We start from the raw sequence: 26,068 nt of genomic DNA, 5'->3' as shown, positions 1-26,068 counted from the left end.
CCGCCCGCCCTAGTAAATTCTAGTGCGGTTAAAAAGACAGATGGAGCGGGCCATACGGCCCGCTCCACCCGTTCAGAACGTGTTATTACTCTGCAGCTGCAGCAGCAACGATGTTCACTACGCGACGGCCACGGCGAGTACCGAACTCAACCGCGCCTGCCTGCAGGGCGAACAGGGTGTCGTCGCCACCGCGGCCGACACCGGCGCCCGGGTGGAAGTGGGTGCCGCGCTGGCGGACGATGATCTCGCCTGCGGAAACGACCTGGCCACCGAAGCGCTTTACGCCGAGGTACTGGGCGTTGGAGTCACGACCGTTGCGAGTGGAGCTCGCGCCTTTTTTATGTGCCATTTGAAATGCCTGCCTTTAAATTCTGGGGAATCTGTTGAAAACCTGAACAGCAACCAGTGGTTACTTGATACCGGTGATCTTGATCTTGGTCAGTTCTTGACGGTGACCCTGGCGCTTCTTGTAGCCGGTCTTGTTCTTGAACTTCTGGATGACGATCTTCGGACCACGGAGGTCTTCGAGGATCTCAGCCGTAACCTTGACCTTGGCCAGATCCGCAGCTGCGGAGGTGACCTTGTCACCGTCCACCAGGAGCAGTGCGGGCAGCTCAAGGGTGCTGCCGGCTCCACCGGGGACGCGGTTCAGGGTTACGTAGTCTCCAACGGAAACCTTTTCTTGGCGGCCGCCTGCGCGGACAATCGCGTACACCACTTGGGCACTCACTTCTCTCGACGTTTATTACTAAATTTGCGTGCGGAACCCCGATCCAAAAACGGGCCTGGTTCACGCTGTGCCTCAACGCCGTGGACTCCGGTACGGAATCCATGAGTCATCCCTCGAATAGTTCTAAATGAAAGGTCAGTTCCAAATGAACGGTTTCTAGGGGCATAACCCAAGTGTTGGCGTAAGCACCGAAGATCTAGATTACGCTAGTTTCGCCTTCGGCTGCAAATGAGGCCAGGTCCGGAGGCTGCCACGTGATGGCTGCCACAGACTGGCTATGCCGCCATCCGGTACCGTGCCCGTCCACCTTACCCTGCCGGCCGCGAAAAGCTCGGATCCTCACGCCGACACGCTGCAACGCCTGCGGGGGCAAGCCGCGTTCCGGTGCCTCCTCCCCGGAAGACCGGCTCAGCCGTGCAACCTTGGAGCATCGAAGAACGCCGTTTCATAGCGGCAGGATTGGGCAAACGCCTCCATCATCGCTGTGCACTCCGCGGGCGACGCAACCTGCGCGGCGGCATCCGTGATGTCGATCGCCTTGCGGGTGGCCTCCGCGAACGCCTCGTCCGCGTAGGTGCGCAGCCAATCCGCATAGGGGTGCTCGTCCGATACTCCGGCCTCGACAAACCCATGGTGGAGCCGCTGTCCCACCTCGGCGTACAACCAGTAGCAAGGCAACACGGCAGCAACCAGCACCGCATAGCTTCCCGACGCCGATGCCGCCAGCAAGTGGTCCACGTAGGCCTTGGTGACCGGGCCCAGCTCTCCGCTCACCTGGCGTCCACTGAGCCAATTCCGGTGCAGCTCGGATTCGACTTCAAGGCACATCTGCGAGCCGCGGGCCCAGAACAGCTGTTCGGTTTCACTCGGAGCGAGGGCGCTTGCCCGTGCCAGGACCCTGGAATAGCCGTTGAGATAGATGGCATCCTGGGACAGGTAGTAGCTGAACTGCGCTTCGCTGAGACCACCGGATTGCAAGTGCTGGATGAAGTCCAAGCCATAAATGGCTGCCAGTTCCGTTTGGGCGGCGTCCCACATCCGGACGGCGAAGTCCCCCGGTTGAAGGGCCTGCTGGAGCGCGTGGAAATGATGGATCGGCCCGTTGCCCTTCCCTACTTCCAGCACCTCGGACCGGGTCAGCGCCTCCTGGAGCCAGGGCTTGACGACACGCAAAGCAGACTCCCAATCGCCGAGCCGCGCCTTGGCCGTCGCCATCGCCGACGACAGGGAACATCCCGTCCCATGGCTATTGCGGGTCTCCACCCGTTGGCCGGCGAATTCCACCACGTCCTGGCTCAGGACTCCCCCGGTATTGACCAGGGCATCGGGGCAGCCGGCTCCCTGCAGATGGCCCCCCTTCACCAGGACGGTGTTTCCGCAGCTAGCGGCCAGGCGCTTGCCTTGCTCCAACGCCGATGCCCAATCAGTGGCAACAGGCTCGCCAAGCAGCATGGCCAATTCCGGAAGGTTGGGGGTCACCAGGTCTGCGAGGGGCAGCAGTTCCCGCAGTGCGGTTTCAGCGGACTCCGCGAGGAGCCTGTCGCCACTGGTCGCGATCATCACTGGATCCAGGACGACGACGGCGGGGCGCGCCTTGCCGAGCCAGCGGCGGACTTCGTGGATGACCGCCGCGTCCCCGAGCATGCCGATCTTGACGGCATCAACCGTGATGTCGTCGCTAATGGCGTCCAATTGCTGGCGCAGGAACTCCACGGGAGGCACATGGACGCCAGTGACGCCCTGTGTGTTTTGTACAGTGAGCGCCGTGATGACGGCCATGCCGTAGCCGCCATTGGCCGCAATGCTCTTCAGGTCTGCCTGGATCCCAGCACCACCTGAGGGGTCCGAGCCGGCGATGCTGAGGACCCTGGGGATGGGGCGCTGGATGGCCTTGAGCGGGTAGACAGATGATTGCGCCGAAACAGTCATGCGAGACATCCCTTCGCCGGTGCTAACCGGACAGGTTCAACGGGTCTGGTCTCAGCCGGCTCGGTGCGCGGCACCCCGTGTCAGTCCCCTAGCTTAACCCTGATCACGCCTCGCCCGCTGAAATCGCCCATTGCAACCGGACTGCCAGGGTCGGCGGATTGGCCCACAACGCCGAAACCCCGGCGGTTTCCACAGGAGCGGAAACGGCCGGGGCTTAGGCACGGTACTGCGTTCAGAGTTCGGACTTCGGCACACCGACGCCGAGGATGATCGGTTCCGCTGCCGCCGTCGGCTTCGTCGGGGCGGCGTCTGCCGCCTTGGCCTCGTGCGCGGCCCCACCGGAAGCAGCCGCGGCAACCTCGTGGTGCTCCACGTTGGTGGCGTTGGCGGCACCCTGGGCCCGGCTGGCGCTACGGTTGCGTCGGCCTCGGCGTCCACGCGAACCCGAGTCCGGGGATTCACCGCTTGCAACGGCTGCGGGGGCCTCTGCGGGGGTTTCCTTGGCTGACGTTGACGTCGTGGCGGTGTCCGGAGCTTCTCCGAGGCCTGCGAATGCCTGTGCCAATAGGTCCAGGCTCATGGCAGGTGTGCCACTTGCAGCCTCCTCTTCGTGGTGGACGAAAGGCAACGCAACTTCCTCGCCGCCGAATCGCAGCACAGGCTTCGAACGTTCCTCGCCACTCGAAGCAGCGGCCGGAGCCTGGACCGGGGCCGCTGGGGCCCGGACCGGGGTTACTTCCGCTGCGTGCCCGTCGGCGAGCAATTCCGCCGCGTGGTGGAGCTCGTCGTCGTGCAGGTGGGCAGCGTGGGCTGCAGCCGCGATGGTGGCAAGGGCTGCGCGGGTGGCTGCCTGCCGGTTCGGGTCGGTGGATTCCACAGTGTGGACCGGCACCGAAGGGGTGACGGGCAGTTCAGTGGTCCCCGGCCCCGTGCCGCGGCCGCGGCGACGCTTGCGCTGCTCGGGGCGGACGGCTGGCTGTGACTCCGTGCGCGGGTGGTGGTGTTCAGCTGCCACGACGTTGGCCCGACGGTGCTCCACGGGCTCGTCGTGCGTGACGATTCCGCGCCCTGCGCACGTCTCGCACTGCTCGCCGAAGACCTCCAGCAGGCCGGTGCCCATGCGCTTGCGGGTCATCTGGACCAATCCAAGCGAGGTCACCTCGGCGACCTGGTGCTTGGTACGGTCCCGGCCGAGGCACTCGACCAGGCGGCGCAACACGAGATCGCGGTTGGATTCCAGGACCATGTCGATGAAGTCGATGACGATGATTCCACCGATGTCGCGCAAGCGGAGCTGGCGGACCACTTCCTCGGCAGCCTCAAGGTTGTTCTTGGTGACGGTCTCCTCGAGGTTGCCGCCGCTGCCGGTGAACTTCCCGGTGTTGACGTCGACAACCGTCATGGCCTCCGTGCGGTCGATCACGAGCGAACCACCGGAGGGCAGGAAGACCTTGCGCTCCAAGGCCTTGTGGATCTGTTCGTCCACGCGCCATGCCGAGAAAATGTCCTGGTCCGAGGTCCACTTCTCGAGGCGTCCCACCAGGTCCGGCGCCACGTACGTGACGTAGGCCTCGATGGTGTCCCAGGCTTCATCGCCGGAGACGATGAGCTTGGAGAAGTCCTCGTTGAAGACGTCACGGACAACCTTGATGGTGAGGTCCGGTTCGCCGTACAGCAGTTCCGGAGCCAGGATCTTGGTGGACGTGGACTGGCTTTCGATGCCTTCCCACTGGGCCCGCAAGCGGTTGATATCGTGCGTCAGTTCTTCCTCGGAAGCACCCTCGGCGGCGGTGCGGACAATAACGCCCGCGTTCTCCGGGAGGCGGTCCTTGAGGATTTTCTTCAGGCGGTTGCGCTCGACGTCGGGCAGCTTGCGGGAAATTCCCGTCATTGACCCGCCCGGTACGTACACAAGGTAGCGGCCGGGAAGTGAAATCTGGCTCGTCAGGCGTGCGCCCTTGTGGCCCACCGGGTCCTTGGTGACCTGGACCAGCACGGAGTCGCCTGACTTCAGGGCGTTCTCGATGCGGCGCGGTTTGCCTTCCAGGGTGACGGCATCCCAGTTGACTTCACCGGCGTACAGTACGGCGTTGCGGCCGCGCCCGATGTCTACGAACGCGGCTTCCATCGACGGCAGCACGTTCTGGACCTTGCCCAGGTAGACGTTGCCGATGAGGGAATCCTGCTGCGTCTTGGACACGAAGTGCTCCGCGAGCACGCCGTCTTCGAGGACACCGATCTGGATCCTGTCGTCGCGCTGGCGAACGATCATCTGGCGGTCGACGGACTCACGGCGGGCCAGGAATTCGGCCTCGGTGATGACCTGGCGGCGGCGGCCGGTCTCGCGGGATTCGCGGCGGCGCTGCTTCTTTGCTTCAAGGCGGGTGGAGCCCTTGACGCTCGTGACTCGGTCGGAGCCGCTGGTGGACTCAACGTGCGCGCGGGGAGCGCGGACGCGGGTCACCGTGTTGGGGGGATCGTCGTCTCCGCCGCCCGTCAGTTCCAGGTCCTGATCGCCGCGACGACGGCGCCGGCGACGGCGGGAGGTCACGCCTTCTTCGAGGGCCTCCTCGGTACCGGCTTCTGCCTCGTCCTCGGATTCCGCAGAGGTTTCTTCTCCCGCGTCATCACGCTCGGTGCCCCGGCGTCCGCGACGGCCACGGCTGCGACGCCGACGGCGGCTGCCGGCTTCGTCCAGTTCGTTCTCCTCGGAACCTTCCTCAGCTTCGGCCCGCGGTTCCTCGTCGACGACGGCCGGACGGACAACGGCGCTCAAGTCAGGTGCCTGGAAGATCATGGACGTGACGGAGGCAGGTTCCAGGAACAGCGACGCGATCGGACTTGCGGCTTCGGCGTCGACGGCCGGCTCCCCGGTGGTTTCCTCGGGCGCGGGCTCCTCGGCCGGCGGCTCCACAGTGGTTTCCCCGGGCGACGCAACGTCGGCAGCCGGTGTTTCAACCGGGGCTTCTTCGGCAACGGGCTCGGCGCTCTTTGCCCTCGTCGTACGACGCCGGCGGACCGGTTTTTCGGGGGCGGCTTCGGCCTCTGGTGCTATTTCAGGTACGACGGCGGCAGCAGCCTCCGGTGCCTCGCCACCTTCCGTGGACGCTTCTTCAGCGAAACCCGGCAGCGGCTCGGTGGTTTCGACCTTCTTTCGAGCCCTGGTGCGCCGGACGGGAGCCTTGGGCGTTTCCGCGTCGCTCGCTTCGGCGACAGGCTCGGCGGCGGTTGCGGCAGCTCCGGCGTCGGGGGCTTCATCCGCGGCGACCGTCTTCGGTGCAGCCTTGCGGCGGGTGCGGGTGACCTTTTTAGGTGCTTCGGTGGTCTCGGTGGACGCCGCATCTTCGGCGGCGGCTACAACTTGCTCGTTATCCATATGTGGCAACACTCCTGCCCTTGCGCAACCGCCACATCCGGTGCCCAGAGGGGCAATATTGTCAAAACCCGCAGGCGTTGACAGAAGTCAGTAGTAGTCTTTCCGGTTCGCACCAGCATGGGGGTGCGGCATCCACGGAAAGCCGGCTTCGCTCCAAACCCGTTGTTCTAATGCCACAACCAGGTGCCGTCCATGGTCACTGCGGCCCTGCCGGGGATCATTGGATCCTGGGCATGCCCTGCAAATGATTGGCGGTCTTGGGAACAAGATACCGGACCGGATTCCGCATGTGGATCGGCTTCCGGCCATGTTCATTCTCTCACACGTCCGCACTCCCGGCAGGAAGCATGCCCTGAAAGCTTCCGTGCCGCCGCCTTTGCTGGACGCGTCCTCCAGCCTCCGCGGCTAGAATCCTCCCAAGAGCAGTCCCCGGTCCTGCGCCGGGCCATCCAGAAAAGGACAGCCAACCATGCCGAGCCCCGCCAGCCCGAACCTGGCCAATAACGATGCCCGCTCCCTCAGGCAGGAGGGAACCGGCAGGCACACCGACGACGCAGCCATGCCGCGCATGGTCCGCGACCGCCCCTTTGCCTGGCTCTTGCTCGCCACCGGCGCGGTCGCGTGGCTTGCGTCCGGCGCACTCGTGCTGGAAAAGCTGCAGGTTCTCATGGACCCCAACCACATAACGGCCTGCGACCTCAATCCGTGGGTGTCCTGTGGCAGCGTCATGAAAACACCGCAGAGTTCGGTTTTCGGTTTCCCCAACATGTTCATCGGGATTGTCGCCTTCGCCGTGATCATCACCACCGCCATGGCGATCTTTGCCGGGGCCAAGTTCGCCCGCTGGTATTGGATCGGACTGCAGACGGGCGTCACACTGGGGTTCATCTTCATCGTCTGGCTCTGGTCCCAGGCCCTGTATGTCATCCATATCCTGTGCCCGTTCTGCATGGTGGTGTGGGCATGCATGATCCCGCTCTTCGTCTTCGTGACCATCAGGAACGTGGCGCACGGAGTCATTCCAGCGCCCGCAGGCCTGGCCAAGATCCTGAGCGAATCCGGTTGGATCATTTCCGCGCTGCTCTACGTTGGCGTGATCGCCAGTATCTTCTTTGCCTTCATCAACGTCTTCATCGGTACGTCGGGTTACTAAGCACCAACCCGTCAAAAGCGGAAGGGGCCCATGTTCGCGTGAACATGGACCCCTTCCGCTTTTGGTGTGTCTGAAAACTACGCGCCGAACCAGATCTTGATCTCGCGCTCGGCGGAATCCACCGAATCGGAACCGTGGACCAGGTTCTGCTGCACAGCCAGGCCCCAGTCACGGCCGAAGTCACCGCGGATGGTGCCGGGCGCCGCCGTCGTCGGGTCCGTGGTTCCAGCAAGGGAACGGAAGCCTTCGATCACGCGGTGGCCCTCGAAGATGGCAGCGACAACCGGGCCGCTGAGCATGAACTCGACCAGCGGCTCGTAGAACGGCTTGCCCAGGTGCTCTTCGTAGTGCTGCTCAAGGAGATCGCGGGTTGCGTTGACCTTCTTCAATTCGACCAAGGAGTATCCCTTGGACTCGATGCGGGCGAGGATGCTGCCGCTCAAGTTACGGGCGACGCCGTCGGGCTTGATCAGTACAAGGGTGCGCTCAATGCTCACGGTTGCTCCAATGTTGGATGTGTGGGTTTCCCAGCCAGTTTACGGGGTTTCGCTCAGGCGACGCCCGCGCTGCCCCCAGAGTCCCCGTGCGAAGCGTTCCATTCGGCTTGCTCACGATCACGCTGGGCGTTCTCGCGGTCGATTCTCATGCCGGCACGGATGCCGTACCACCAGCAGGCCGCGAACAGGACTCCCACCACGAACATCGTGGGCTCGACGAAGCCGGAAAGAATCAAGACCAGCTGCATTACCCAGCCGACCCCGATGCCCCACGGCTTGCTAAGCACGGCACAGGCCAGGATCAGGATGACGCTCAGGCTGATGCCGAAGGTCAGGATCAGGGCCGGCTGCACCTCTCCGCGCTTCAGTCCGAAGACTGCCAAGGTGGCGAAGAACGCGACGAAGGCCTCCAAAAGCAGGACGGTCGAAGCGAACATCACCTTGGTGGAGCGGCGCTTCTTGGGCATCCCGGGCCGCCATTCGCGCTGGGCTTTGGTGAGTTTGGCCATGCTCAGGAACCAACCTTCCCCAGGAGCATGCGGGCCTCGGCCACCACGGTGATGGAACCCGTGACGAGTACGCCGCCGGCCAGGTCATCGTTCGCTTCGGCACGCTCCACGGCCCACTCGATCGCGTCATCCAGCTTCTCGGCGATGTGGACATTGTCCGCACCGAAGCCAAGGTCGACGGCGAGATCGGCCAGTTGCGCCGCCGGGATGGCCCTCGGCGAGCTGGACTGTGTGAAGCAGAACTCCTCTGCCAGTCCACCCAGCGATTCCTTGAGCTGCCGCAGGATTTCCTCCGCGTCCTTTTCCTTGAGGACCCCGAGGACCACCACCAGCTTGCTGAAGCTGAAGGCCTCTTCAATTGCCTCGGCCGAGACGCGGATGCCGTCAGGGTTGTGGGCCGCATCCACGATGATCGTGGGAGCGGTGCGCACCACTTCAAGACGGCCAGGCGACGTGACGCTGCCGAACGCTTCGCGCAGGAGGTCGCCGTCGAGCTCCTTTTCACCGCCACCGAAGAACGCTTCAAGCGCCGCGACCGCGACGGCCGCGTTCTCGGCCTGGTGGGCGCCGTGCAAGGGGAGCAGCAGGTCCTGATAGCGGCCCGCGAGCCCCTGGATGGTCAGGACTTGGCCTCCGACGGCAACGCTGCGGGACTCGACGCCGAATTCGACGCCTTCGAAGCGGAACGGCACCCCAACCTCGCGCGCCTTCTCAAGGAGCACCTGCGCGGCGTCCACCGGCTGGGCCGCGCTGATCAGGAAGCCGCCGGGCTTGATGATTCCGGCCTTCTCGCGGGCGATGTCCTCGGTGGTATCGCCGAGGAGATCCGTGTGGTCAAGCGAAATCGGCGTCACCACGGAAACCTGTCCATCGCCCACATTCGTGGCGTCGGTGATGCCGCCGAGCCCCACTTCAATCACGGCGACGTCCACGGGTTGGTCCGCGAAGATCGCGAAGCCCAGGATGGTCAGGCACTCGAAGTACGTGAGCCTGGGCTGGCCATCCGCCTCGAGCTCCTTGTCCACGATTTCGAGGTACGGACGGATCTCGTCCCAGATCCGGACAAAGGTCTCGTCCGAAACCGGCTCGCCGTCGATGCTGATGCGCTCGGTGACCTTCGACAGGTGCGGACTCGTATAACGGCCTGTGCTCAATCCGTGGGCACGAAGCCCGGCCTCGATCATCCGGGCTGTTGAGGTCTTGCCGTTGGTGCCCGTGATGTGGATGATCGGGAACGCCTTGTTGGGCTCCCCCAGCACATCCATCGCCCGGTACAGGGGCGCGAGCCGCGGCTCCATTTTGTTTTCCGGGGCGCGGCCCAGGAGTTCGGCGTAGACGCTTTCTACGGAGAATTCGTCGCTCATATACTAGGCCTCGATCTTGGTAACGGTGATCTGCGGCTCGGCGGCGTCGCCGGAGACGACGGGGTCGAGCTTGAGGGACAGGGTTTCGGTCTTGACCAGCTCTTCGTTGGCGCGCAAGGCGTCAACGACGTCGTGGACGGCCAGGACCGTGGTGTGGATGCGGTCACTGACGTTCAGTCCTGCGTCCTTGCGGGCCTGCTGGATGGCGCGGACCATGTCCCGCGCCAGGCCTTCGGCTGCCAGTTCCGGAGTGACTTCGGTGTTCAGGACCACGAAGCCGCCGCCCGGAAGGACAGCGACGGCCGCGGACGAGCCGTCAGCAGATTCCGCGACGACAGTCTCGAGCGTGTACTCCTGCGGTTCCAGCTCGAGGCCGCCCGCCGTGACCACTCCCGCATCGGAAACAGACCAGTCGCCGGACTTGGAACCCTTGATGGCCTGCTGGACGTTCTTGCCCAGTCGCGGACCTGCCGCGCGGGCATTGACCACGAGTTTCTGCTCGACGCCGAATTCCTCCGGCGACGCCGTGGCGGCGTCGAGGAGGCGCACGGAACGCAGGTTCAGTTCATCCGCGATGACGGCGGCGAAGCCTGCCAGCGCATCAGCACCGGGTGCCACCACAGTGAGTTCCTGCAGCGGCAAGCGAACGCGGAGGTTGGCGGCCTTGCGCAGGCTGGAACCGGTGGAGCAGATCTGCTGGACCCGGTCCATCGCCTCGACGAGTTCCGGGTTCGCCGGGAACAGCGACGCCTCGGGCCAGTCAGCCAAGTGCACGGAGCGCCCGCCGGTCAGGCCGCGCCAGATCTCCTCGGAAACCAAAGGAAGGAGCGACGCCGAGACTCGGCAGACCGCTTCGAGCGCCGTGTAGAGGGCGTCGAAGGCGTCGGTGTTCTCGTCGAAGAAGCGCTGGCGGCTGCGGCGGACATACCAGTTGGTGAGCATATCCAGGTAGCTGCGCAGTTCATCGCAAGCCCCGGAAATGTCGTATTCGTCCAGGCTGGAGGTGACGTTGCGGACGAGGTCACCGGTGTTTGCCAGCAAGTACTGGTCCATGGTGTCCGTGTAGCCGTCGTAGCGCAGCTTGGCGTCATAGCCGGCGGCTGTCCCATCCACTGTGTGGGAAGCGTTCGTGTACAGCGTGAAGAAGCTGTACACGTTCCACAGCGGCAGGATGACTTGGCGGACGCCGTCGCGGATTCCCTGTTCGGTGACCACGAGGTTGCCCCCGCGCAGGATGGGGCTGGACATCAGGAACCAGCGCATGGCGTCGGAGCCGTCGCGGTCCAGGACCTCGGAGACGTCCGGGTAGTTGCGCAGGCTCTTGGACATCTTTTGCCCGTCCGAACCCAGCACGATGCCATGGCTGATCACATTGCGGAAGGCCGGCCGGTCGAAGAGTGCCGTGGACAGGATGTGCAGCATGTAGAACCAGCCGCGGGTCTGCCCGATGTACTCGACGATGAAGTCGGCAGGGTTGTGGGTGTCGAACCATTCCTCGTTCTGGAACGGATAGTGCACCTGCCCGTAGGGCATGGAGCCCGAGTCGAACCAGACATCCAGGACGTCCTCCACCCGGCGCATGGTGGACTGGCCCTCTTCAGGCGAGCGCGGGTCGTCCGGGTTGGGCCGGGTCAGGTCGTCGATGAACGGGCGGTGCAGGTCGACTTGGCCGTCGTTGTTCATCGGAAGGCGGCCGAAATCGGCCTCCATCTCGGCGAGGGAGCCGTAAACGTCCGTGCGCGGGTACTCGGGGTCGTCGGACTGCCACACCGGGATGGGCGAGCCCCAGTAGCGGTTGCGGCTGATGGACCAGTCGCGGGCGTTGGCCAGCCACTTGCCGAACTGTCCGTCCTTGACGTTGCCCGGGATCCAGTTGATCTCCTGGTTCAGTTCGGACATCCGGTCCTTGAACTTGGTGACCTCCACGTACCAGGAGGACACGGCACGGTAGATCAGGGGGTTGCGGCAGCGCCAGCAGTGCGGGTAGCTGTGCTCGTAACTGGCCTGGCGAACCAAGCGACCGCCGGAACGCAGTGCCTGGGTGATCGGCTTGTTGGCATCGAACACCTGCAGCCCGGAGATTTCGGCGAGCGATCCGTGCGCGAACAGGTGGAGGAACTTGGCGCCCTCGTCGACGGAAAGGACCACGGGGATGCCCGCGTCCTCACAGACTTTCTGGTCGTCCTCGCCGTAGGCCGGAGCCTGGTGGACGATGCCCGTACCGTCGGTGGTGGTGACGTAGTCCGCCACGAGGAAACGCCAGGCGTTCTGGGTGCCGTACTTCTCGGTATCGGAGAAGTAGTCCCAGAGCGGCTCGTACTCCAGGCCGGCCAACTCGGTGCCCGTGTAGCTTGCCGTGACGGCGGCGGTAGCGGCAGCGCCGTCGTCGTACCCCAGATCCTTGGCGTAGGTGCCGAGGAGATCGGCGGCCAGCAGGAAGCTGCCCCTCACCGGAGCCTCCGCGGAGGCGGCCTTGATCCCGTTGGGACCGGCCGGAACCACCGCGTAAGAAATGTCGGGCCCGACGGCGAGCGCCAGGTTGGTGGGCAGCGTCCAGGGGGTCGTGGTCCACGCGAGCGCCTGCACGCCTTCAAGGGACTTGGAGAGTTCCGCCTCCCCTGCCTTGATGGGGAAGGTCACGGTGACGGTCTGGTCCTGGCGGTTCTTGTAGACATCGTCATCCATGCGCAACTCATGGTTGGACAGCGGCGTCTCGTCCTTCCAGCAGTACGGCAGGACGCGGTACCCGTTGTAGGTGAGGCCCTTCTCGTGGAGCTGCTTGAAGGCCCAAAGGACAGACTCCATGTACTCGACGTTGAGGGTCTTGTAGTCGTTGTCGAAGTCCACCCAGCGTGCCTGCCGCGTGACGTAGCTCTTCCATTCGTCCGCGTACTTCATGACCGAGGCGCGGCAGGCGTCGTTGAATTTGTCTATGCCCATCGCTTCGATCTGGGTCTTGTCCGTCATGCCCAGTTGCTTCATGGCCTCAAGTTCGGCGGGCAAGCCGTGGGTGTCCCAGCCGAAGCGCCGTTCGACGCGCTTGCCGCGCTGGGTCTGGTAGCGGCCCACCAGGTCCTTGGCGTAGCCGGTCAGGAGGTGGCCGTAGTGGGGCAGCCCGTTGGCGAAGGGAGGACCGTCATAGAAGACGAACTCGTTACTGCCGGGGTGCCCTCCGGGCAGGTCCGCGCTGCGGTTGTCGATGCTGGCTTGGAAGGTGCCGTCTTCATCCCAGTACTTGAGGATGCGCTCTTCGATCTCCGGGAACTTCACGGAGGCGGACACCCCTCGTGGGGTGCCGGAGAGAGCTGTGGAGGCCTTGGGGTAATACGTCATCTCTTCATCCTGGGTTGAGCCGGTGAACACAAAGTTTCATTCAGGATGCGAGGACGGCGCCAGCTGCGTTGTTTCCAACAGCGCCGGTACCGCGGTACCACCTCACTTACCGCCGCTGGCGCGGCCCCTTCGAAGAGGAGCTGTTCCGGCGTCGGCCGCTCATTGCTGCTGTGACGGGCTTACCCGTCCGGTTCTACTGACCCCCGGGGTGGCGGGGGCGTTCTTCCGGAAGCTCACCGGTGATGTCCGGGTCAAAGCTTGTGCCACAAGTCTAGCGGCAGCGGCACTGCGAGCTCCACTTGGGCTGCCGCGCGGGCGTCGGCGACGCCGGGACCCTAGCCCTTGCGGATCAACTTGTGGGTAGCGGCCTGCGCCACCGGGCGGACGATGATCTCGTCCAGGTTGATGTGGTGCGGCAATGAGACCGCGTACTTGACGACGTCGGCGACGTCCTCCGGGGTGAGCGGCTTCTCGACGCCGGCGTATACCTTGGCTGCCGCGGTGGCATCGCCGAGGCGGTTGAGAGCGAATTCCTCCGTGCGGACTAGGCCGGGTGCCACCTCGATGACGCGGATGTTGTTCTCGGCTTCCTCCAGGCGCAGGGCGCCGGTCATGGCGTGCTGGGCGAACTTTGCCGCGTTGTACCCGCCGCCGCCTTCGTAGGCCGTGAATCCCGCCGTCGACGTCAGGTTCAAAACGGTGCCCTCGCCGTTGGCCCGCAGCATCGGGAGGAAGGCCCGGGTCAGCTTCAGGGTGCCGAGCACGTTGACTTGGTACATCCAGTCCCAGTCCTCGGTCTGGGCATTGGCCAGGGTGTCGGCGCCCCGCGCACCGCCGGCAATGTTGATGAGCGTGTCCGCTCCCCCTGCTTCGGTGACGGCTGAGAGCAAGGCCGCGACGTCGTCGTCGTTGGTGATGTCCGCGGCGAACGGCACGGCGCCGCTCTCGGCGCCGAGTGCCTCAAGCCGCTCGGCACGGCGGGCGACGGCGAATACCTTCCAACCCTCGGCGGTGAGGGCCCTCACCGTGGCTTCGCCGATTCCCGTGCTGGCGCCGGTCACTACTGCGGTCTTCGTCTGTACTTCCTCAGTCATGGCACCACCCTAACGCGGTTCACCGGGAGAAACCGCACGCCCAAGGATGTGGGCGATCGACGGAGACAGCGGGCCGGCGGAGAAGCCGAAACGCTCACTGTGCAGCACCTGGAAGCCGGCTGCGCCGATCGCGTGCAGTGTATTGCGGTTGGGATGGCAGCCTCCGGCCATGTGCCGTCAGGCCGGAGTGAGAAGATCTTCGACGGCAGCGGGAAACCGCTTGTCCGAGCGCACGTGCTCGTAGAACGCCAGGGTTCCGCCGGGCCGAAGCACCCGGCGGATTTCCGCCAGCGCGTCCGCCTGGTCCGCGACGCTACAGAGGACAAGGCTGACTACGACGGCGTCCGCCTCGCCGTCGGCCGCTGGAATATTTTCGGCGGTTCCGGGAACAACCGTGACCGGCACTGCGGCAAGCCCTGCCTTGGATCCAGCAAGTTCCCTGAGGTAGTCATCAGGTTCAACCGCGAGGACACTTTCCACGGTGGCCGGGTACAGGCCGAACGACGAGCCCTCGCCGGCGCCGACCTCGATGACGCGGCCTCGCAGGCCAGCCAGCAGGGTGCGCCGGTGTTCGGTGCCGCCGCGCAGGTTTATCGCCGGAACCGCCCGGGCGTAGGCCCGCGCGAAGCGCGGATGCTGCGGCGTGGTCATGTGTCCGTCTTGGCGGCGCCCAGCAGAAACTCCACCAGGACGCGGGCGTGATTGATTTCAGGGTCCCTGGCGCCGTAGAGCAGCGTGACGCGCTTTTCCGCGGCCGCCAGCTCCAGCAGCTGCTCCACGGCGGGATTCTGTTCCAGCTCAGCCTGGTACGAGCGGCGGAAGTCCTCGAATCGCTCCTGCATATGGGCAAACTCGGTACGGAGGGGCGGCGAGGGAGCGATCTCCTTGAGCCAGAGATCCAGGTGGGCGCGTTCCTTGGATACCCCTCGCGGCCACAGCCTGTCGACCAGAACCCGGTAGCCGTCGTCGTCCGCTGCTTCGTCATAGATGCGCTTGATAACCAAAACGTCCTTGAGTTCCGTCATGGCCCGCATGCTACTGCACCCCTGCGTGCCACGGAACAAAGGGCGCCATGAAACAATTGGCCCATGGCTGAATCAACGCAGGGTACAGACACGCCCGCCACCGCCCCCATCAACGTTCCCGACAAGCCGGCCCTTGAAGGCCTCGAGGCTGCCCTGACGCAGCGCTGGCTGGACGAAGGAACCTACAAGTTCAACCCGGACACCACCCGGGAGCAGGTCTACTCGATCGACACTCCCCCGCCCACCGCATCCGGTTCGCTCCACGTGGGCCACATGTTCTCGTTCACGCAGACGGATGTCCAGGCCCGCTACATGCGCATGACCGGCAAGAACGTCTTCTACCCGATGGGCTGGGACGACAACGGGCTGCCTACCGAGCGCCGCGTCCAGAACTACTACGGCGTCCGCTGCGATCCCGCCATTCCCTACAACGCCGACTACCGCCCGCCGGCACAGCCGGCCAAGAACCAGCGCGATTTCGACGTCGTCTCGCGCCAGAACTTCATCGAACTCTGCGAGGAACTCGCCGTCGAAGACGAAAAGGTCTTCGAGAACCTGTTCCAGACACTCGGCCTGTCCGTTGACTGGGACCTCACCTACCGCACCATCGACGACACCTCCCGTGCGGTGTCCCAGCGTGCCTTCCTCGCGAACCTGAACGCCGGTGACGCCTACATGGCCGAGGCCCCCACCCTGTGGGACGTGACGTTCCGTACCGCCGTCGCGCAGGCCGAACTCGAGGACCGCGAGGTTGCCGGCGCGTACTACCGCTACCCTTTCTTCACCGCTGACGGCGAGAAGATCTACATCGAGACAACACGTCCGGAACTCCTCGCCGCGTGCGCCGCGTTGGTGGCGAACCCCGACGACGAGCGCTACCAGCCGCTGTTCGGCAAGACCGTCACGTCTCCCCTGTTCGACGTCGAACTCGAGGTCAAAGCCCATCCGCTCGCCAAGGCGGACAAGGGTTCCGGCATCGCCATGGTCTGTACCTTCGGCGACCTGACCGACGTCACCTGGTGGCGCGAGCTGCAGTTGCCCACCCGCGCCATCATGGGCCGCGACGGCCGCATCATCGCCGAGACACCCGAGTGGATCACCACCGACGCCGGCAAGGAAGCCTACGCGGCGATTGCCGGCAAGACTGCGTTCTCTGCCAAGGAGGCGGTGGTCGAGCTTCTCGCCGCCGCCGATTTGCTGGATGGCGAGCCCAAGAAGATCACGCACCCCGTGAACTTCTTCGAAAAGGGCGACAAGCCCCTTGAAGTTGTCACCTCGCGCCAGTGGTACATCCGCAATGGCGGACGGGACGAGGACCGCCGCGAGCGGTTGATCGCGCGCGGACACGAGATCGAGTTCCACCCGTCGTTCATGCGTTCCCGCTACGAGAACTGGATTTCCGGGCTGAACGGTGACTGGCTCGTTTCACGCCAGCGCTTCTTCGGTGTGCCGATCCCCGTCTGGTACCCGCTGGATGCCCAGGGCAACCCGGACTACGAGAACCCGATCCTGCCGTCCGACGAGTCCCTTCCCGTGGACCCTGCGGCGGACGCGGCCCCCGGCTTCGACGAGTCCCAGCGCGAGCAGCCCAGTGGCTTCATCGGCGACGCGGATGTCCTGGACACCTGGGCCACGTCTTCGCTGACCCCGCAGATCGTGGGCGGCTGGAGCCGTGACGAGGAACTGTTCGGCAAGGTCTACCCCTTCGACCTCCGGCCGCAGGGCCACGACATCATCCGCACCTGGCTCTTCTCCTCGGCTGTCCGGGCAGATGCCCTGCAGGACAGCGCGCCGTGGAAGCACGCCGCCATCTCGGGCTGGATCCTGGACCCGGACCGCAAGAAGATGTCCAAGTCCAAGGGCAACGTGGTTGTTCCCACCGACGTCCTGAACGAATTCGGCTCCGACGCCGTCCGTTACTGGGCCGCCTCGGCCAAGCTCGGCGCCGACACCGCCTACGAGATCGCCCAGATGAAGATCGGGCGCCGCCTGGCCATCAAGCTGCTCAATGCCTCCAAGTTCGTGTTGAACCTGGGCGCCACGGAGAACTCGGTGGTCGGCGCGGACCTCTCCGTCCTGAGCAACCCCTTAGACCGGGCATTGCTCGCGCAGCTGGCCGATGTCGTGGCACAGTCCACCAAGGCGTTCGACAACTACGACTACGCCCGCGCCCTGCAGATCACGGAATCGTTCTTCTGGCAGTTCACGGACGACTACGTGGAGCTCATCAAGGACCGCGCCTACGGTGCGGCCGGCGAGACCGAGCAGGCATCCGTGCTTGCTGCCCTTGCCACCACGCTGGATGCGCTGTTGCGCCTGTTCGCGCCGTTCCTGCCCTTCGCCACCGAAGAGGTCTGGAGCTGGTGGCGCACGGGTTCGGTCCACCGCGCGGCGTGGCCGGCAGCAGTGGAAATCGTCGACGGCGACACCACCATGCTGGGCACCGTCGGCATCGCGCTGAGCGGCATCCGCAAGGCCAAGTCCGAGGCCAAGGTCAAGCAGCGCACCGAGGTCCTGTCGGCCACGATCACCGCTACCGAGTCATTTGTGGCACAGCTGGAAGCCGGACTGGGAGACCTGAAGGCCGCGGCCAACGCCCAGGAGATTTCACTGGTGGCCGGGGACGGCGAACTCACGGTGAGCGACGTAGTCCTGGCGCCTGCCGAGGAACCCGCCCAGGCGTAGTTTGGAAGAGCCCGGGAGTTTTTCCGGGCCGCCCGGGAAGTTCCAGGCACTTGGGATTTCAGGGCAAAGGGGAAGCCCCATCAGCGTTTAGCCGTTGGTGGGGCTTCGACTTTTCGGCTGCCCGGTGACGTCTTGGCAGTCTGGCGGAATCCTCGGACTTTCAGGTCTTCCTACCTCGTCACTGGTAGCTTGCATCCAACTTTGCCGAAGGCTGCGTCAGATGCATATCACTGAATCTCTGGTTTCCGTGTCCCTCTTCTTTCGAAGTGGGTAAGTTCTATTCTTGACCCGCTCCCCGGCCAGCACAAGCCCCCTTCACGAACTACTGGCATGTAATTCGGACGCCTCGCTGCGGGCCTCCGGGGTTCTGGGTGCCGGTGCTTTGTGGCACAGTGTTGCTATGCCAGAACTTCCCGAGGTGGCCGGGCTGACTGCCTTTCTGGGCAGGAATCTTCTCGGTGCCGAACTGACGAAGATCCAGATCACCTCTTTTGCCGTGCTGAAGACAGCCGATCCCCCTTACTCAGCGCTGGAGGGTCGCAAGATCGTCGGTGTGGAACGCTTCGGAAAGTTCGTCAGCCTCGACGCCGAAGGCATCCATTTCATCTTCCACCTCGCCAAGGCCGGGTGGCTCCGGTACACGGAGCAGCCGTCGCAAACCCAGCTTCGGATGGGCGGCAGCAATATTGCGGCAAGGATTGGCTTCACCAAGAGCGACGGTTCAACCCACGTCGGAGTGGACCTGACGGAGGCCGGGACGAAGAAAAGCCTGGCCGTATACGTGGTGCGCAGGCCCCTGGACGTTCCGGGAATAGCGACCCTTGGCCCGGACCCGCTGAGCCCGGCCTTCACGGAGGAGACCTTGGCCGGAATCCTTTCCACAAACGCGCACCAGATCAAGGGAGTCCTTCGGAGCCAAGGCGTCATCGCGGGCATCGGGAACGCCTATAGCGACGAGATCCTTCACGCAGCCAGGATTTCACCGTTCGCGATCGCCAAGTCGCTGGACAAGGACACCACCCGTGTCCTCTATGAGTCCATCGAAAGCGTCCTGGGTGCGGCTGTGGCCGCCGCCGTCGGGAAAGCGTCAAGCGAACTCAAGGACACCAAGCGGAACACCATGCGGGTCCACGGCAGGGCGGGCCAGCCTTGCCCCGTGTGCGGAACCACGATCCGCGAGGTGTCCTTTGCCGACACGTCATTGCAGTATTGCCCTGGCTGCCAGACAAACGGAAAGATCCTCGCAGACCGTCGAACGTCGCGGTTCCTGAAATAGCCTGGCCCACGGCTCAAGCTGGTTGAATTCCGGGCTAGTTGAATTCCGGGCTTTCCGTGCGGCTGCGTTTGAGTTCGAAGAAGTGCGGGTACCCGGCCAAGGTGACGGTGGCGTCCCAGATCCGGCCGGCTTCCTCGCCACGGGGAATACGGGTGAGGACAGGACCGAAGAAGGCCGTGCCGTTGACGGCGACCACGGGGGTGCCAACATCCTGGCCCACCAAGGAGATCCCCGATTCATGGCTTGCACGCAGCTGGACGTCGTATTCCTCGGAATCGGCGAAACGTGCCAACTCGGCGGGAAGGCCGGTTTCAGCCAGGGCCTTCGAGATGACCTCGGCGAAATCCTTGATGCCTTCGTGGTGGATGAGGGACCCCATCGCGTCGTACAACGGCTTGACGTATTCGTCTCCGTGCAGCTCGCGGGCGGCAATGATGACCCGGACAGGTCCCCAGCCCTGCTTCATCTTCTCGGTGTATTCGGCAGGCAGTTCGCGGCCTTCGTTGAGGACCGAGAGACTCATGACGTTCCAGTTAGTCTCGATGCCGCGGACGTCTTCCACTTCACCGATCCAGCGGGATGTCACCCAGGCAAATGGGCACATGGGATCGAACCAGAAATCGACCTTGTTGGCGGTCTGCTCGGGCACAGGGAACTCCTTCGATAGGCGTAAGGGGCGCGGGTAGGCGGACGAAAACGGTGTCCGGCACCAATCATGCCAACCTCTGGCTAGGCGGACTTATTCCGACGCTTCGCAATGACCTCGTGCGCGATCATGGTGGGCTGGCCCTTCTTGTTCACGGCATCGGCAGTGATGACGACGCTGGCGATGTCGTCCCTGCTTGGCAGGTCGAACATGACCGGTAGCAGCACTTCCTCCATGATGGCACGCAGGCCGCGGGCTCCGGTGCCACGTTCAAGGGCTTGGTCCGCGATCGAGTCCAGGGCGTCGTCGTCGAACAAAAGCTCCACGCCGTCCAGCTGAAACATCTTCTGGTACTGCTTGATCAGGGCGTTCTTGGGCTTGGAGAGAATCTGGATGAGCGCGGAACGGTCAAGGTTGGACACAGTGGTGATCACGGGCAGGCGCCCGATGAATTCGGGAATCAGCCCGAACTTGAGCAGATCCTCCGGCATCACCTCGCCATAGCTGTCCACGTTGTCCTTGACCTCGTTGAGCGGGGCCCCGAAGCCTATGCCTTTGCGGCCGGACCGCGATCCAATGATGTCCTCGAGCCCGGCGAACGCACCGGCCACAATGAACAGCACGTTGGTGGTGTCGATCTGGATGAATTCCTGGTGCGGGTGTTTGCGTCCGCCCTGGGGCGGAACCGAGGCCACTGTGCCTTCGAGGATCTTAAGAAGCGCCTGCTGCACACCCTCGCCGGACACATCGCGCGTGATGGACGGATTCTCGCTCTTGCGCGAAATCTTGTCGATCTCGTCGATGTAGATGATGCCTTGTTCGGCCTTCTTGACGTCGTAGTCGGCGGCCTGGATGAGCTTCAGGAGGATGTTTTCGACGTCTTCGCCAACGTAACCGGCCTCCGTCAGGGCCGTGGCGTCGGCAACAGCGAACGGTACGTTCAGGCGGCGGGCAAGGGTTTGTGCCAAGTAGGTCTTGCCGCAGCCGGTGGGACCGATCAGCAGGATGTTGGACTTGGCGATCTCCACGTCCTCATGGTGTCCACCTTCACCGAGGCCGGTCTTCGGTGCGTGGCCCGCTTGGATGCGCTTGTAGTGGTTGTAGACCGCGACGGCGAGGGAGCGTTTCGCGGGCTCCTGCCCAATGACGTATTCCTGGAGGAAGTCGAAGATCTCCCGCGGCTTGGGCAACTCGAAGCTACCGAGATCCGATACTTCGGCGAGCTCCTCTTCGATGATCTCGTTGCAGAGTTCGATGCACTCGTCGCAGATGTACACGCCGGGCCCGGCAATCAGCTTCCGAACCTGCTTTTGGCTCTTTCCGCAGAAAGAACACTTCAGCAGATCCGTGCTCTCGCCAATCCGAGCCATGTGGGAATCCCTTCGTTTCATGCGGGTGGTGCAGCCCCGTACCTATCCGCGATTTCGCGCCGATCGCAGCGGGGGCGCCACCATGACAACTTCCACTGTAGGACACAATGGGCTGCTTGGGTTGAAACAGAACGCCGATGCGGTCCATATTTCCTGAACCGCACCGGCGTCGAGTTTTGGCCAGTTACCTGGCGATAGCCTGGGGCTTGATCTTGCGGGAATCGAGCACCTGGTCGATCAATCCGTAGTTCATTGCCTCGGCAGCGGTGAGGATCTTGTCGCGCTCGATATCGTTGTTGACCTGTTCCGGCGTCCGACCGGAGTGCTTGGCCAGCGTGTCCTCAAGCCATGAGCGCATGCGCATGACTTCTGCGGCCTGGATCTCGAGGTCGGAAGCCTGGCCCCCTTGGCCGCCGGACAGCGACGGCTGGTGGATCAGGACCCGGGCGTTGGGCAGGGCGAGGCGTTTGCCCGCCGTACCTGCCGCGAGCAGCACAGCCGCCGCGCTGGCCGCCTGGCCGAGGCACACGGTCTGGATCTCCGGACGAATGTACGTCATCGTGTCGTAGATCGCCGTCATGGCCGTGAACGAGCCACCCGGGGAGTTGATGTACAACGTGATGTCGCGGTCCGGGTCCGTGGACTCGAGCACCAGCAGCTGGGCCATGATGTCGTCGGCAGAAGCGTCGTCAACCTGCACACCGAGAAAGATGATGCGGTCCTCGAAGAGTTTCGTGTACGGGTCCTGGCGCTTGAAGCCGTAGGGCGTGCGCTCCTCGAACTGCGGGAGGACGTAGCGGCTGGACGGGAGATTACCGGCAGACCATCCAAAGTTGTAGTTCATTTTCATTGCTCCTGATCTGAATGTTTCTTGGTGCCGGTTACTTCTCGGAATTCGACGAGTTGGCCGTTCCGCCGCCACCGGCCACAGAGCCTGCGTGGGCGGAGATCTTGTCGAAGAAGCCGTACTCGAGCGCTTCGGTGGCCGTGAACCACTTGTCGCGGTCGTTGTCCTTGAGGATGGTCTCCACGGTCTGTCCGGTCTGTTCGGCTGTCAGCTCGGCCATGACCTTCTTCATGTGAAGGATCAGCTCCGCCTGGATCTTGATGTCCGACGCCGTGCCACCGATGCCGCCGGAAGGCTGGTGCATCAGGATGCGAGCGTTGGGCGTGGCGTAGCGCTTGCCCTTGGTGCCCGAGGAAAGGAGGAACTGGCCCATGGAGGCCGCGAGGCCGGTGGCAACCGTCACGACGTCGTTCGGGATGAACTGCATGGTGTCGTAGATAGCCATGCCGGCGGTCACGGAGCCGCCAGGCGAGTTGATGTAGAGGTAGATGTCCTTCTCAGGGTCTTCAGCCGAGAGGAGGAGGAGCTGGGAGCAGATCGCGTTGGCGTTTTCGTCACGGACTTCGGATCCGAGCCAGATGATGCGCTCTTTCAGCAGGCGGTTGTAGATGTAGTTGTCCTGGGCCGCTGGATCGACGGTTGCCATCCTGGGGGCCTCTGCGTGCTGTGACATAAGTACTTACCTCTCGCTGGTGACAGGGCCATTGCTGAACTTGCCATCCCTGATCTTCACTACTTGGACACTAACCGTTTTCCATGGCGATTTGTTCTCCCAAATCGCGCTGTTCGCTGACGGCGCACGATTGCGGAAGGGCGTACTTTGCACGGTTCCGGGGCTTAAACCAAGCCGCCCCCGGATCCATGATCCGGGGGCGGCTTGAGTTGAAACTAGAACTTCACTGCGGCGGGGTCGTCGCTCGGAACAACAGCTGCCTCTTCGGCTTCCTCGACGGAGGCCTCTTCGCCCGCGGGGCGCACGAAGTCGCTGAGGTCGACCTTGTTGCCCTCGGAGTCGACAACCTCGGCCTGGCCGAGGACAACTGCGAGAGCCTTACGGCGGCGGACCTCGGAAACCATCATGGGAACCTGGCCGCTCTGATCGATGATCTGGGCGAACTGGTTCGGGTCCATGCCGTACTGGCTTGCCGTGGTGACGATGTAGTCGATCAGCTCGTTCTGGCTGACGCTCACTTCTTCCTTGTCGGCAATGGCGTCAAGGATGATCTCGTTCTGGAAGGCACGGGCGGTGTTGGCCTTGACCTCGGCGCGGTGTTCCTCGGTGTCGTGATCGCCTTCACCGTGGGCGTTCTCCGGGTTGAAGTGCGCTTCGAGCTGCTCTTCGACTACAGAGTCCGGAACCGGAACCTCGATGAGCTCCACGAGCTTGTCCAGGACCTTGTCACGGGCTTCGACGCCCTGGCCGACGACCTTGGACTCAGCGGCCTGCTTGGCAAGGTCTTCACGCAGTTCGGCGAGGGTGTCGAACTCGGATGCCAACTGGGCGAAGTCGTCGTTGGCCTCAGGAAGCTCGCGCTCCTTGACGGTCTTGACAACAACCTTGACCTGGGCTGCTTCGCCGGCGTGCTCGCCGCCAACCAGGGTGGTGTCGAAGATTGCTTCTTCTTCGGCAGAAAGGCCGGTGACGGCCTCATCGAGGCCTTCAAGCATGGTGCCTGCGCCAACCTGGTAGGACAGGCCGGTGGCGGAGTCGATCTCAGCGCCGTCGATCGTGGCGGTGATGTCGATGGTCAGGAAGTCACCATCGGCGGCCGGGCGGTCAACGGACTTCAGCGTGCCGAAGCGGCCGCGGAGCTCGTCGAGGGCCTTGTCGACGTCGGCGTCGGAGGAATCGGCTGCGGCAACCTCTACCTTGATGCCGGCGTAGTCGGGGAGCTCAACCTCGGGACGGACGTCGATCTCAACCTGGAACTTCAGTTCACCGTCGGTCGAGGACGGGTCCGGAACCTCGGTGATCTCAACCTCGGGACGGCTCAGCGGACGGAGGCCGGTTTCCTGGACGGCAGCCTGGTACCAGCCGTTGAGGCCATCGTTGATGGCGGTCTCCAGGACGTAGCCGCGGCCAACGCGCTGGTCAACCAGCTTGGAGGGAACTTTGCCCTTGCGGAACCCGGGAACCTGGATCTGCGAAGCAACGGTCTTGTAAGCGGCATCGATGCTCGGCTTCAGTTCCTCAAAGGGAACCTCAACGTTGAGCTTGACCCGCGTGGCGGTGAGGTTCTCGACAGCGCTCTTCACAGTCTAAGTACTCCTGGTTTTGTGGGATGGGGTTCTGCCGCGTTCCGGATCGGAACAGGCACACAGAGTCGGGGTGACAGGATTTGAACCTGCGACTTCCTGCTCCCAAAGCAGGCGCTCTAGCCAAGCTGAGCTACACCCCGTGAATGCACAGGACAGTCTACGGGCATCTCGCCGGAGAATGCACATTTGACACTTGGCCCCTGAATTAGGTTTAGTTGTATCCGGCTTCAACAGCCACCGGAAAGATGCACGGAACCCTCTGATGGATTCGTAGAGACCCATGCAGCCTTGCCCGGGGACGTAGCTTAATGGTAAAGCCTCAGTCTTCCAAACTGATTACGCGGGTTCGATTCCCGTCGTCCCCTCCACAGAACGAAGGGCCCCTCCATGAGGGGCCCTTCGTGTTTCCGCCTGTTCGTGTTTCCGCCTGTTTGCGCCCGCCAAAGGGGCACTTCAGTTCTGGCAGCCGGGGCACCAATAGAGTTTGCGCGCACCGATCTCGGCCAGTCCCACTGTTTCGCCGCATCGCCGGCACGGCTGTCCGTGCCGCTTGTAGACAAAGTGCGCCTCGCCGTCGAGCGCTCCGGCGTTCCCGCCGCTCCACAAAGCCGATGGGGTCGTAACAATCCGCCCGTCACGGACGCCGTCGGACATCGCCGCCACGGTGTCATCCCACAGTCGTCCGGCGGTTTCGGCGCCCAGAGAGCTGCCCGGGGTCCAGGGATCAACGCGCTGGCGGAACAGCACTTCCGCGCGATAGATGTTCCCGATCCCGGCTACGACCGACTGGTCCATCAGGAGGAGCCCGACGGCGGTCTTGCGGCGCAGCAAGCGGCGGACGAACTCGTCGCGATCGTCGGGCCGGTTGTGGAGAGGATCGGGACCCAGGCGCGCCAGGACGGCAGCGGCCTCCGCATCGGTGATCGCAGCGCATGTCGTAGCGCCCCTGAGATCCGCCCAGCCGTTCGCTGAAATGAGGCGAACGCGGACGGCACCCACGGGCTCAGGCGGACCCGCGTAGCTTCTGGCGCCCCCTTCGCCGGCACCTTGCTCTGCTTCCTGCGAGAAACTCTCCCGTTCGCCGATCCGCCGCGGAGCCCCGATGCTCGAGGCCCCGGTGAAGGATTCATCGCCACCGAAGCTCCACGCACCGTAGAGACCCAGATGGACATGCAGGAGCACCCCGTGGTCAAAACGGAGGAAGAGCTGCTTGCCGTGCGCCGTCGCTTCGAGCAGTTCGTGGCGGTCCAAAAGCGCCGCACCCGCGGTGAAACGGCCCTGGGGGCTGGAGACTTCCAGCACGTGGCCGGCGAAAACATCCTGGAACTGGCGCGCCAGGCGATGGATGGAATGCCCTTCAGGCATTAGGCAACGATTTCGCCGGTGTTCTCATAGGTAGCGATTTTTCCGATGCGGCGCACGTGGCGTTCGTCGTTGCTGAACGGTTCTTCCAGGAAGGCCTCGATCAGTTCGGTGGCTTCCTCGACGGTGTGCTGGCGGCCGCCGACGGCAACCACGTTGGCGTCGTTGTGCTCCCGGGCAAGCTTTGCGGTCGAAAGGTTCCAGGCGAGCGCGGCCCGGACACCCTTGACCTTGTTCGCGGCGATTTGTTCGCCGTTGCCGGATCCGCCCAGGACGATGCCCAATGCGTGAACGCCGGCCTCTTGGTCGGCGACCACCGCGGTGGCAGCGTTGATGCAGAACGAAGGGTAGTCATCGAGGGCGTCGTACACCTTGGGGCCGTGGTCAACGACGTCGTAGCCTTTGGCGGTCAAGTGGCTTACGAGGTGGGCGCTGAGTTCCATGCCGGCGTGGTCCGTGGCAATGTGGACGCGGGGTGTGGTCACAGGAAGTCCATTCAGTCTGGCGCGCGAACGCGGCAAAGCCGGGCGCGGCGTTGAGGGATGCGGTTCCTAGGTTACTAGGATCGTGCCCCGGCCCACCTCTTAAGACGAAGCCGGCAGACCGGGAGACC

The 26,068-nt window shown here is 63.9% G+C and carries 21 protein-coding genes, 2 tRNA genes and 1 riboswitch; of the genes, 4 read left to right on the top strand and 19 right to left on the bottom strand.

Annotated elements, in window-relative coordinates; translation table 11 throughout:
• Positions 1–85: 85 nt before the first annotated feature.
• The 4 genes from rpmA to QRN51_RS18115 all read right to left on the bottom strand — a co-directional run bounded on the left by rpmA (position 86) and on the right by QRN51_RS18115 (position 6,035).
• Positions 86–349, bottom strand: coding sequence for a 50S ribosomal protein L27 (rpmA, locus tag QRN51_RS18130; protein WP_003803426.1), 264 nt, complete (start codon positions 347–349; stop codon positions 86–88).
• A 60-nt stretch (positions 350–409) separates the two neighbouring features.
• Positions 410–718 (bottom strand): 50S ribosomal protein L21, encoded by a 309-nt coding sequence (gene rplU, locus QRN51_RS18125; RefSeq protein WP_028267456.1) that lies wholly within the window; start codon positions 716–718, stop codon positions 410–412.
• Positions 719–1,138: 420 nt separating this feature from the next.
• Positions 1,139–2,659, bottom strand: a complete 1,521-nt coding sequence (locus QRN51_RS18120; protein WP_284991214.1) for a bifunctional hydroxymethylpyrimidine kinase/phosphomethylpyrimidine kinase — start codon at positions 2,657–2,659, stop codon at positions 1,139–1,141.
• Positions 2,651–2,747, bottom strand: a riboswitch (TPP riboswitch). (Overlaps the previous gene by 9 nt.)
• 144 nt (positions 2,748–2,891) lie before the next feature.
• Positions 2,892–6,035, bottom strand: coding sequence for an Rne/Rng family ribonuclease (locus tag QRN51_RS18115; protein WP_284991212.1), 3,144 nt, complete (start codon positions 6,033–6,035; stop codon positions 2,892–2,894).
• Between the two features lie 469 nt (positions 6,036–6,504).
• Here QRN51_RS18115 and QRN51_RS18110 point away from each other — a divergent pair, with 469 nt between their 5' ends.
• Positions 6,505–7,188 carry a vitamin K epoxide reductase family protein gene (locus QRN51_RS18110; RefSeq protein ID WP_284991210.1) on the top strand — a complete coding sequence of 228 codons (684 nt, stop codon included), beginning with the start codon at positions 6,505–6,507 and terminating at the stop codon, positions 7,186–7,188.
• 77 nt (positions 7,189–7,265) lie between these two features.
• Here QRN51_RS18110 and ndk read toward each other — a convergent pair whose 3' ends face one another.
• The 7 genes from ndk to QRN51_RS18075 form a co-directional block, all read right to left on the bottom strand.
• Entirely contained in the window at positions 7,266–7,685 is a 420-nt protein-coding gene (gene ndk, locus QRN51_RS18105; RefSeq protein ID WP_284991209.1) for a nucleoside-diphosphate kinase, read from the bottom strand.
• 53 nt (positions 7,686–7,738) lie between these two features.
• Entirely contained in the window at positions 7,739–8,194 is a 456-nt protein-coding gene (locus QRN51_RS18100) for a DUF4233 domain-containing protein (RefSeq protein WP_059389361.1), read from the bottom strand.
• Between the two features lie 2 nt (positions 8,195–8,196).
• Positions 8,197–9,558, bottom strand: coding sequence for a bifunctional folylpolyglutamate synthase/dihydrofolate synthase (locus QRN51_RS18095; protein ID WP_284991208.1), 1,362 nt, complete (start codon positions 9,556–9,558; stop codon positions 8,197–8,199).
• A 3-nt stretch (positions 9,559–9,561) separates the two neighbouring features.
• Positions 9,562–12,891 carry an isoleucine--tRNA ligase gene (gene ileS / locus QRN51_RS18090; protein ID WP_284991207.1) on the bottom strand — a complete coding sequence of 1,110 codons (3,330 nt, stop codon included), beginning with the start codon at positions 12,889–12,891 and terminating at the stop codon, positions 9,562–9,564.
• A gap of 335 nt (positions 12,892–13,226) precedes the next feature.
• A complete protein-coding gene (locus QRN51_RS18085; protein WP_284991206.1) occupies positions 13,227–13,985 on the bottom strand; it encodes an SDR family oxidoreductase in 759 nt (252 codons plus the stop codon).
• A 177-nt stretch (positions 13,986–14,162) separates the two neighbouring features.
• Positions 14,163–14,636 (bottom strand): class I SAM-dependent methyltransferase, encoded by a 474-nt coding sequence (locus QRN51_RS18080; protein ID WP_284991205.1) that lies wholly within the window; start codon positions 14,634–14,636, stop codon positions 14,163–14,165.
• Complete coding sequence (locus QRN51_RS18075) at positions 14,633–15,010, bottom strand: DUF488 domain-containing protein (protein WP_284991204.1); 378 nt, start codon at positions 15,008–15,010, stop codon at positions 14,633–14,635. Before QRN51_RS18075 ends, QRN51_RS18080 begins: the two co-directional genes overlap by 4 nt.
• A gap of 63 nt (positions 15,011–15,073) precedes the next feature.
• Between QRN51_RS18075 and valS the strand changes: the two genes are divergently transcribed.
• Positions 15,074–17,695, top strand: a complete 2,622-nt coding sequence (gene valS / locus QRN51_RS18070; RefSeq protein WP_284991203.1) for a valine--tRNA ligase — start codon at positions 15,074–15,076, stop codon at positions 17,693–17,695.
• Positions 17,696–18,095: 400 nt separating this feature from the next.
• Positions 18,096–18,971, top strand: coding sequence for an Fpg/Nei family DNA glycosylase (locus QRN51_RS18065; RefSeq protein WP_284991202.1), 876 nt, complete (start codon positions 18,096–18,098; stop codon positions 18,969–18,971).
• Positions 18,972–19,005: 34 nt separating this feature from the next.
• Here QRN51_RS18065 and QRN51_RS18060 read toward each other — a convergent pair whose 3' ends face one another.
• From QRN51_RS18060 to QRN51_RS18035, 6 genes are all read right to left on the bottom strand, one after another.
• Positions 19,006–19,620 carry a mycothiol-dependent nitroreductase Rv2466c family protein gene (locus tag QRN51_RS18060; RefSeq protein ID WP_059389364.1) on the bottom strand — a complete coding sequence of 205 codons (615 nt, stop codon included), beginning with the start codon at positions 19,618–19,620 and terminating at the stop codon, positions 19,006–19,008.
• Positions 19,621–19,700: 80 nt separating this feature from the next.
• Positions 19,701–20,987, bottom strand: coding sequence for an ATP-dependent Clp protease ATP-binding subunit ClpX (gene clpX, locus QRN51_RS18055; protein WP_284991201.1), 1,287 nt, complete (start codon positions 20,985–20,987; stop codon positions 19,701–19,703).
• A gap of 184 nt (positions 20,988–21,171) precedes the next feature.
• A complete protein-coding gene (locus tag QRN51_RS18050) occupies positions 21,172–21,831 on the bottom strand; it encodes an ATP-dependent Clp protease proteolytic subunit (RefSeq protein WP_234749864.1) in 660 nt (219 codons plus the stop codon).
• A gap of 37 nt (positions 21,832–21,868) precedes the next feature.
• Complete coding sequence (locus tag QRN51_RS18045; RefSeq protein ID WP_284991226.1) at positions 21,869–22,480, bottom strand: ATP-dependent Clp protease proteolytic subunit; 612 nt, start codon at positions 22,478–22,480, stop codon at positions 21,869–21,871.
• A gap of 242 nt (positions 22,481–22,722) precedes the next feature.
• On the bottom strand, positions 22,723–24,090 hold the full coding sequence (gene tig, locus QRN51_RS18040; protein ID WP_284991200.1) for a trigger factor: 1,368 nt from the start codon (positions 24,088–24,090) through the stop codon (positions 22,723–22,725).
• A gap of 68 nt (positions 24,091–24,158) precedes the next feature.
• A tRNA-Pro gene (locus tag QRN51_RS18035) sits at positions 24,159–24,233 on the bottom strand.
• A gap of 154 nt (positions 24,234–24,387) precedes the next feature.
• Between QRN51_RS18035 and QRN51_RS18030 the strand changes: the two genes are divergently transcribed.
• A tRNA-Gly gene (locus QRN51_RS18030) sits at positions 24,388–24,461 on the top strand.
• Between the two features lie 85 nt (positions 24,462–24,546).
• Here QRN51_RS18030 and QRN51_RS18025 read toward each other — a convergent pair.
• The gene (locus tag QRN51_RS18025; RefSeq protein WP_284991198.1) at positions 24,547–25,458 is read right to left on the bottom strand and encodes an Fpg/Nei family DNA glycosylase; all 912 of its coding nucleotides are present in this window, start codon (positions 25,456–25,458) and stop codon (positions 24,547–24,549) included.
• Positions 25,458–25,940: a ribose-5-phosphate isomerase gene (locus tag QRN51_RS18020; protein WP_284991197.1), complete on the bottom strand. Its 483-nt coding sequence runs from the start codon at positions 25,938–25,940 to the stop codon at positions 25,458–25,460. Before QRN51_RS18020 ends, QRN51_RS18025 begins: the two co-directional genes overlap by 1 nt.
• Positions 25,941–26,068 lie beyond the last annotated feature (128 nt).

This window comes from Arthrobacter sp. efr-133-TYG-120, from assembly GCF_030209785.1.
Classification (GTDB): Bacteria; Actinomycetota; Actinomycetes; order Actinomycetales; family Micrococcaceae; genus Arthrobacter.
This window is presented reverse-complemented; position numbering and strand designations above follow the sequence as displayed.

Bases quoted from the DNA above. Each gene is read 5' to 3' on its own strand.
- rpmA (WP_003803426.1), bottom strand. From the start codon at position 349: ATGGCACATAAAAAAGGCGCGAGCTCCACTCGCAACGGTCGTGACTCC.
- QRN51_RS18120 (WP_284991214.1), bottom strand. From the start codon at position 2,659: ATGACTGTTTCGGCGCAATCATCTGTCTACCCGCTCAAGGCCATCCAG.
- QRN51_RS18115 (WP_284991212.1), bottom strand. From the start codon at position 6,035: ATGGATAACGAGCAAGTTGTAGCCGCCGCCGAAGATGCGGCGTCCACC.
- QRN51_RS18110 (WP_284991210.1), top strand. From the start codon at position 6,505: ATGCCGAGCCCCGCCAGCCCGAACCTGGCCAATAACGATGCCCGCTCC.
- QRN51_RS18100 (WP_059389361.1), bottom strand. From the start codon at position 8,194: ATGGCCAAACTCACCAAAGCCCAGCGCGAATGGCGGCCCGGGATGCCC.
- QRN51_RS18095 (WP_284991208.1), bottom strand. From the start codon at position 9,558: ATGAGCGACGAATTCTCCGTAGAAAGCGTCTACGCCGAACTCCTGGGC.
- ileS (WP_284991207.1), bottom strand. From the start codon at position 12,891: ATGACGTATTACCCCAAGGCCTCCACAGCTCTCTCCGGCACCCCACGA.
- QRN51_RS18085 (WP_284991206.1), bottom strand. From the start codon at position 13,985: ATGACTGAGGAAGTACAGACGAAGACCGCAGTAGTGACCGGCGCCAGC.
- QRN51_RS18080 (WP_284991205.1), bottom strand. From the start codon at position 14,636: ATGACCACGCCGCAGCATCCGCGCTTCGCGCGGGCCTACGCCCGGGCG.
- QRN51_RS18075 (WP_284991204.1), bottom strand. From the start codon at position 15,010: ATGACGGAACTCAAGGACGTTTTGGTTATCAAGCGCATCTATGACGAA.
- valS (WP_284991203.1), top strand. From the start codon at position 15,074: ATGGCTGAATCAACGCAGGGTACAGACACGCCCGCCACCGCCCCCATC.
- QRN51_RS18065 (WP_284991202.1), top strand. From the start codon at position 18,096: ATGCCAGAACTTCCCGAGGTGGCCGGGCTGACTGCCTTTCTGGGCAGG.
- clpX (WP_284991201.1), bottom strand. From the start codon at position 20,987: ATGGCTCGGATTGGCGAGAGCACGGATCTGCTGAAGTGTTCTTTCTGC.
- QRN51_RS18050 (WP_234749864.1), bottom strand. From the start codon at position 21,831: ATGAACTACAACTTTGGATGGTCTGCCGGTAATCTCCCGTCCAGCCGC.
- QRN51_RS18045 (WP_284991226.1), bottom strand. From the start codon at position 22,480: ATGGCAACCGTCGATCCAGCGGCCCAGGACAACTACATCTACAACCGC.
- QRN51_RS18025 (WP_284991198.1), bottom strand. From the start codon at position 25,458: ATGCCTGAAGGGCATTCCATCCATCGCCTGGCGCGCCAGTTCCAGGAT.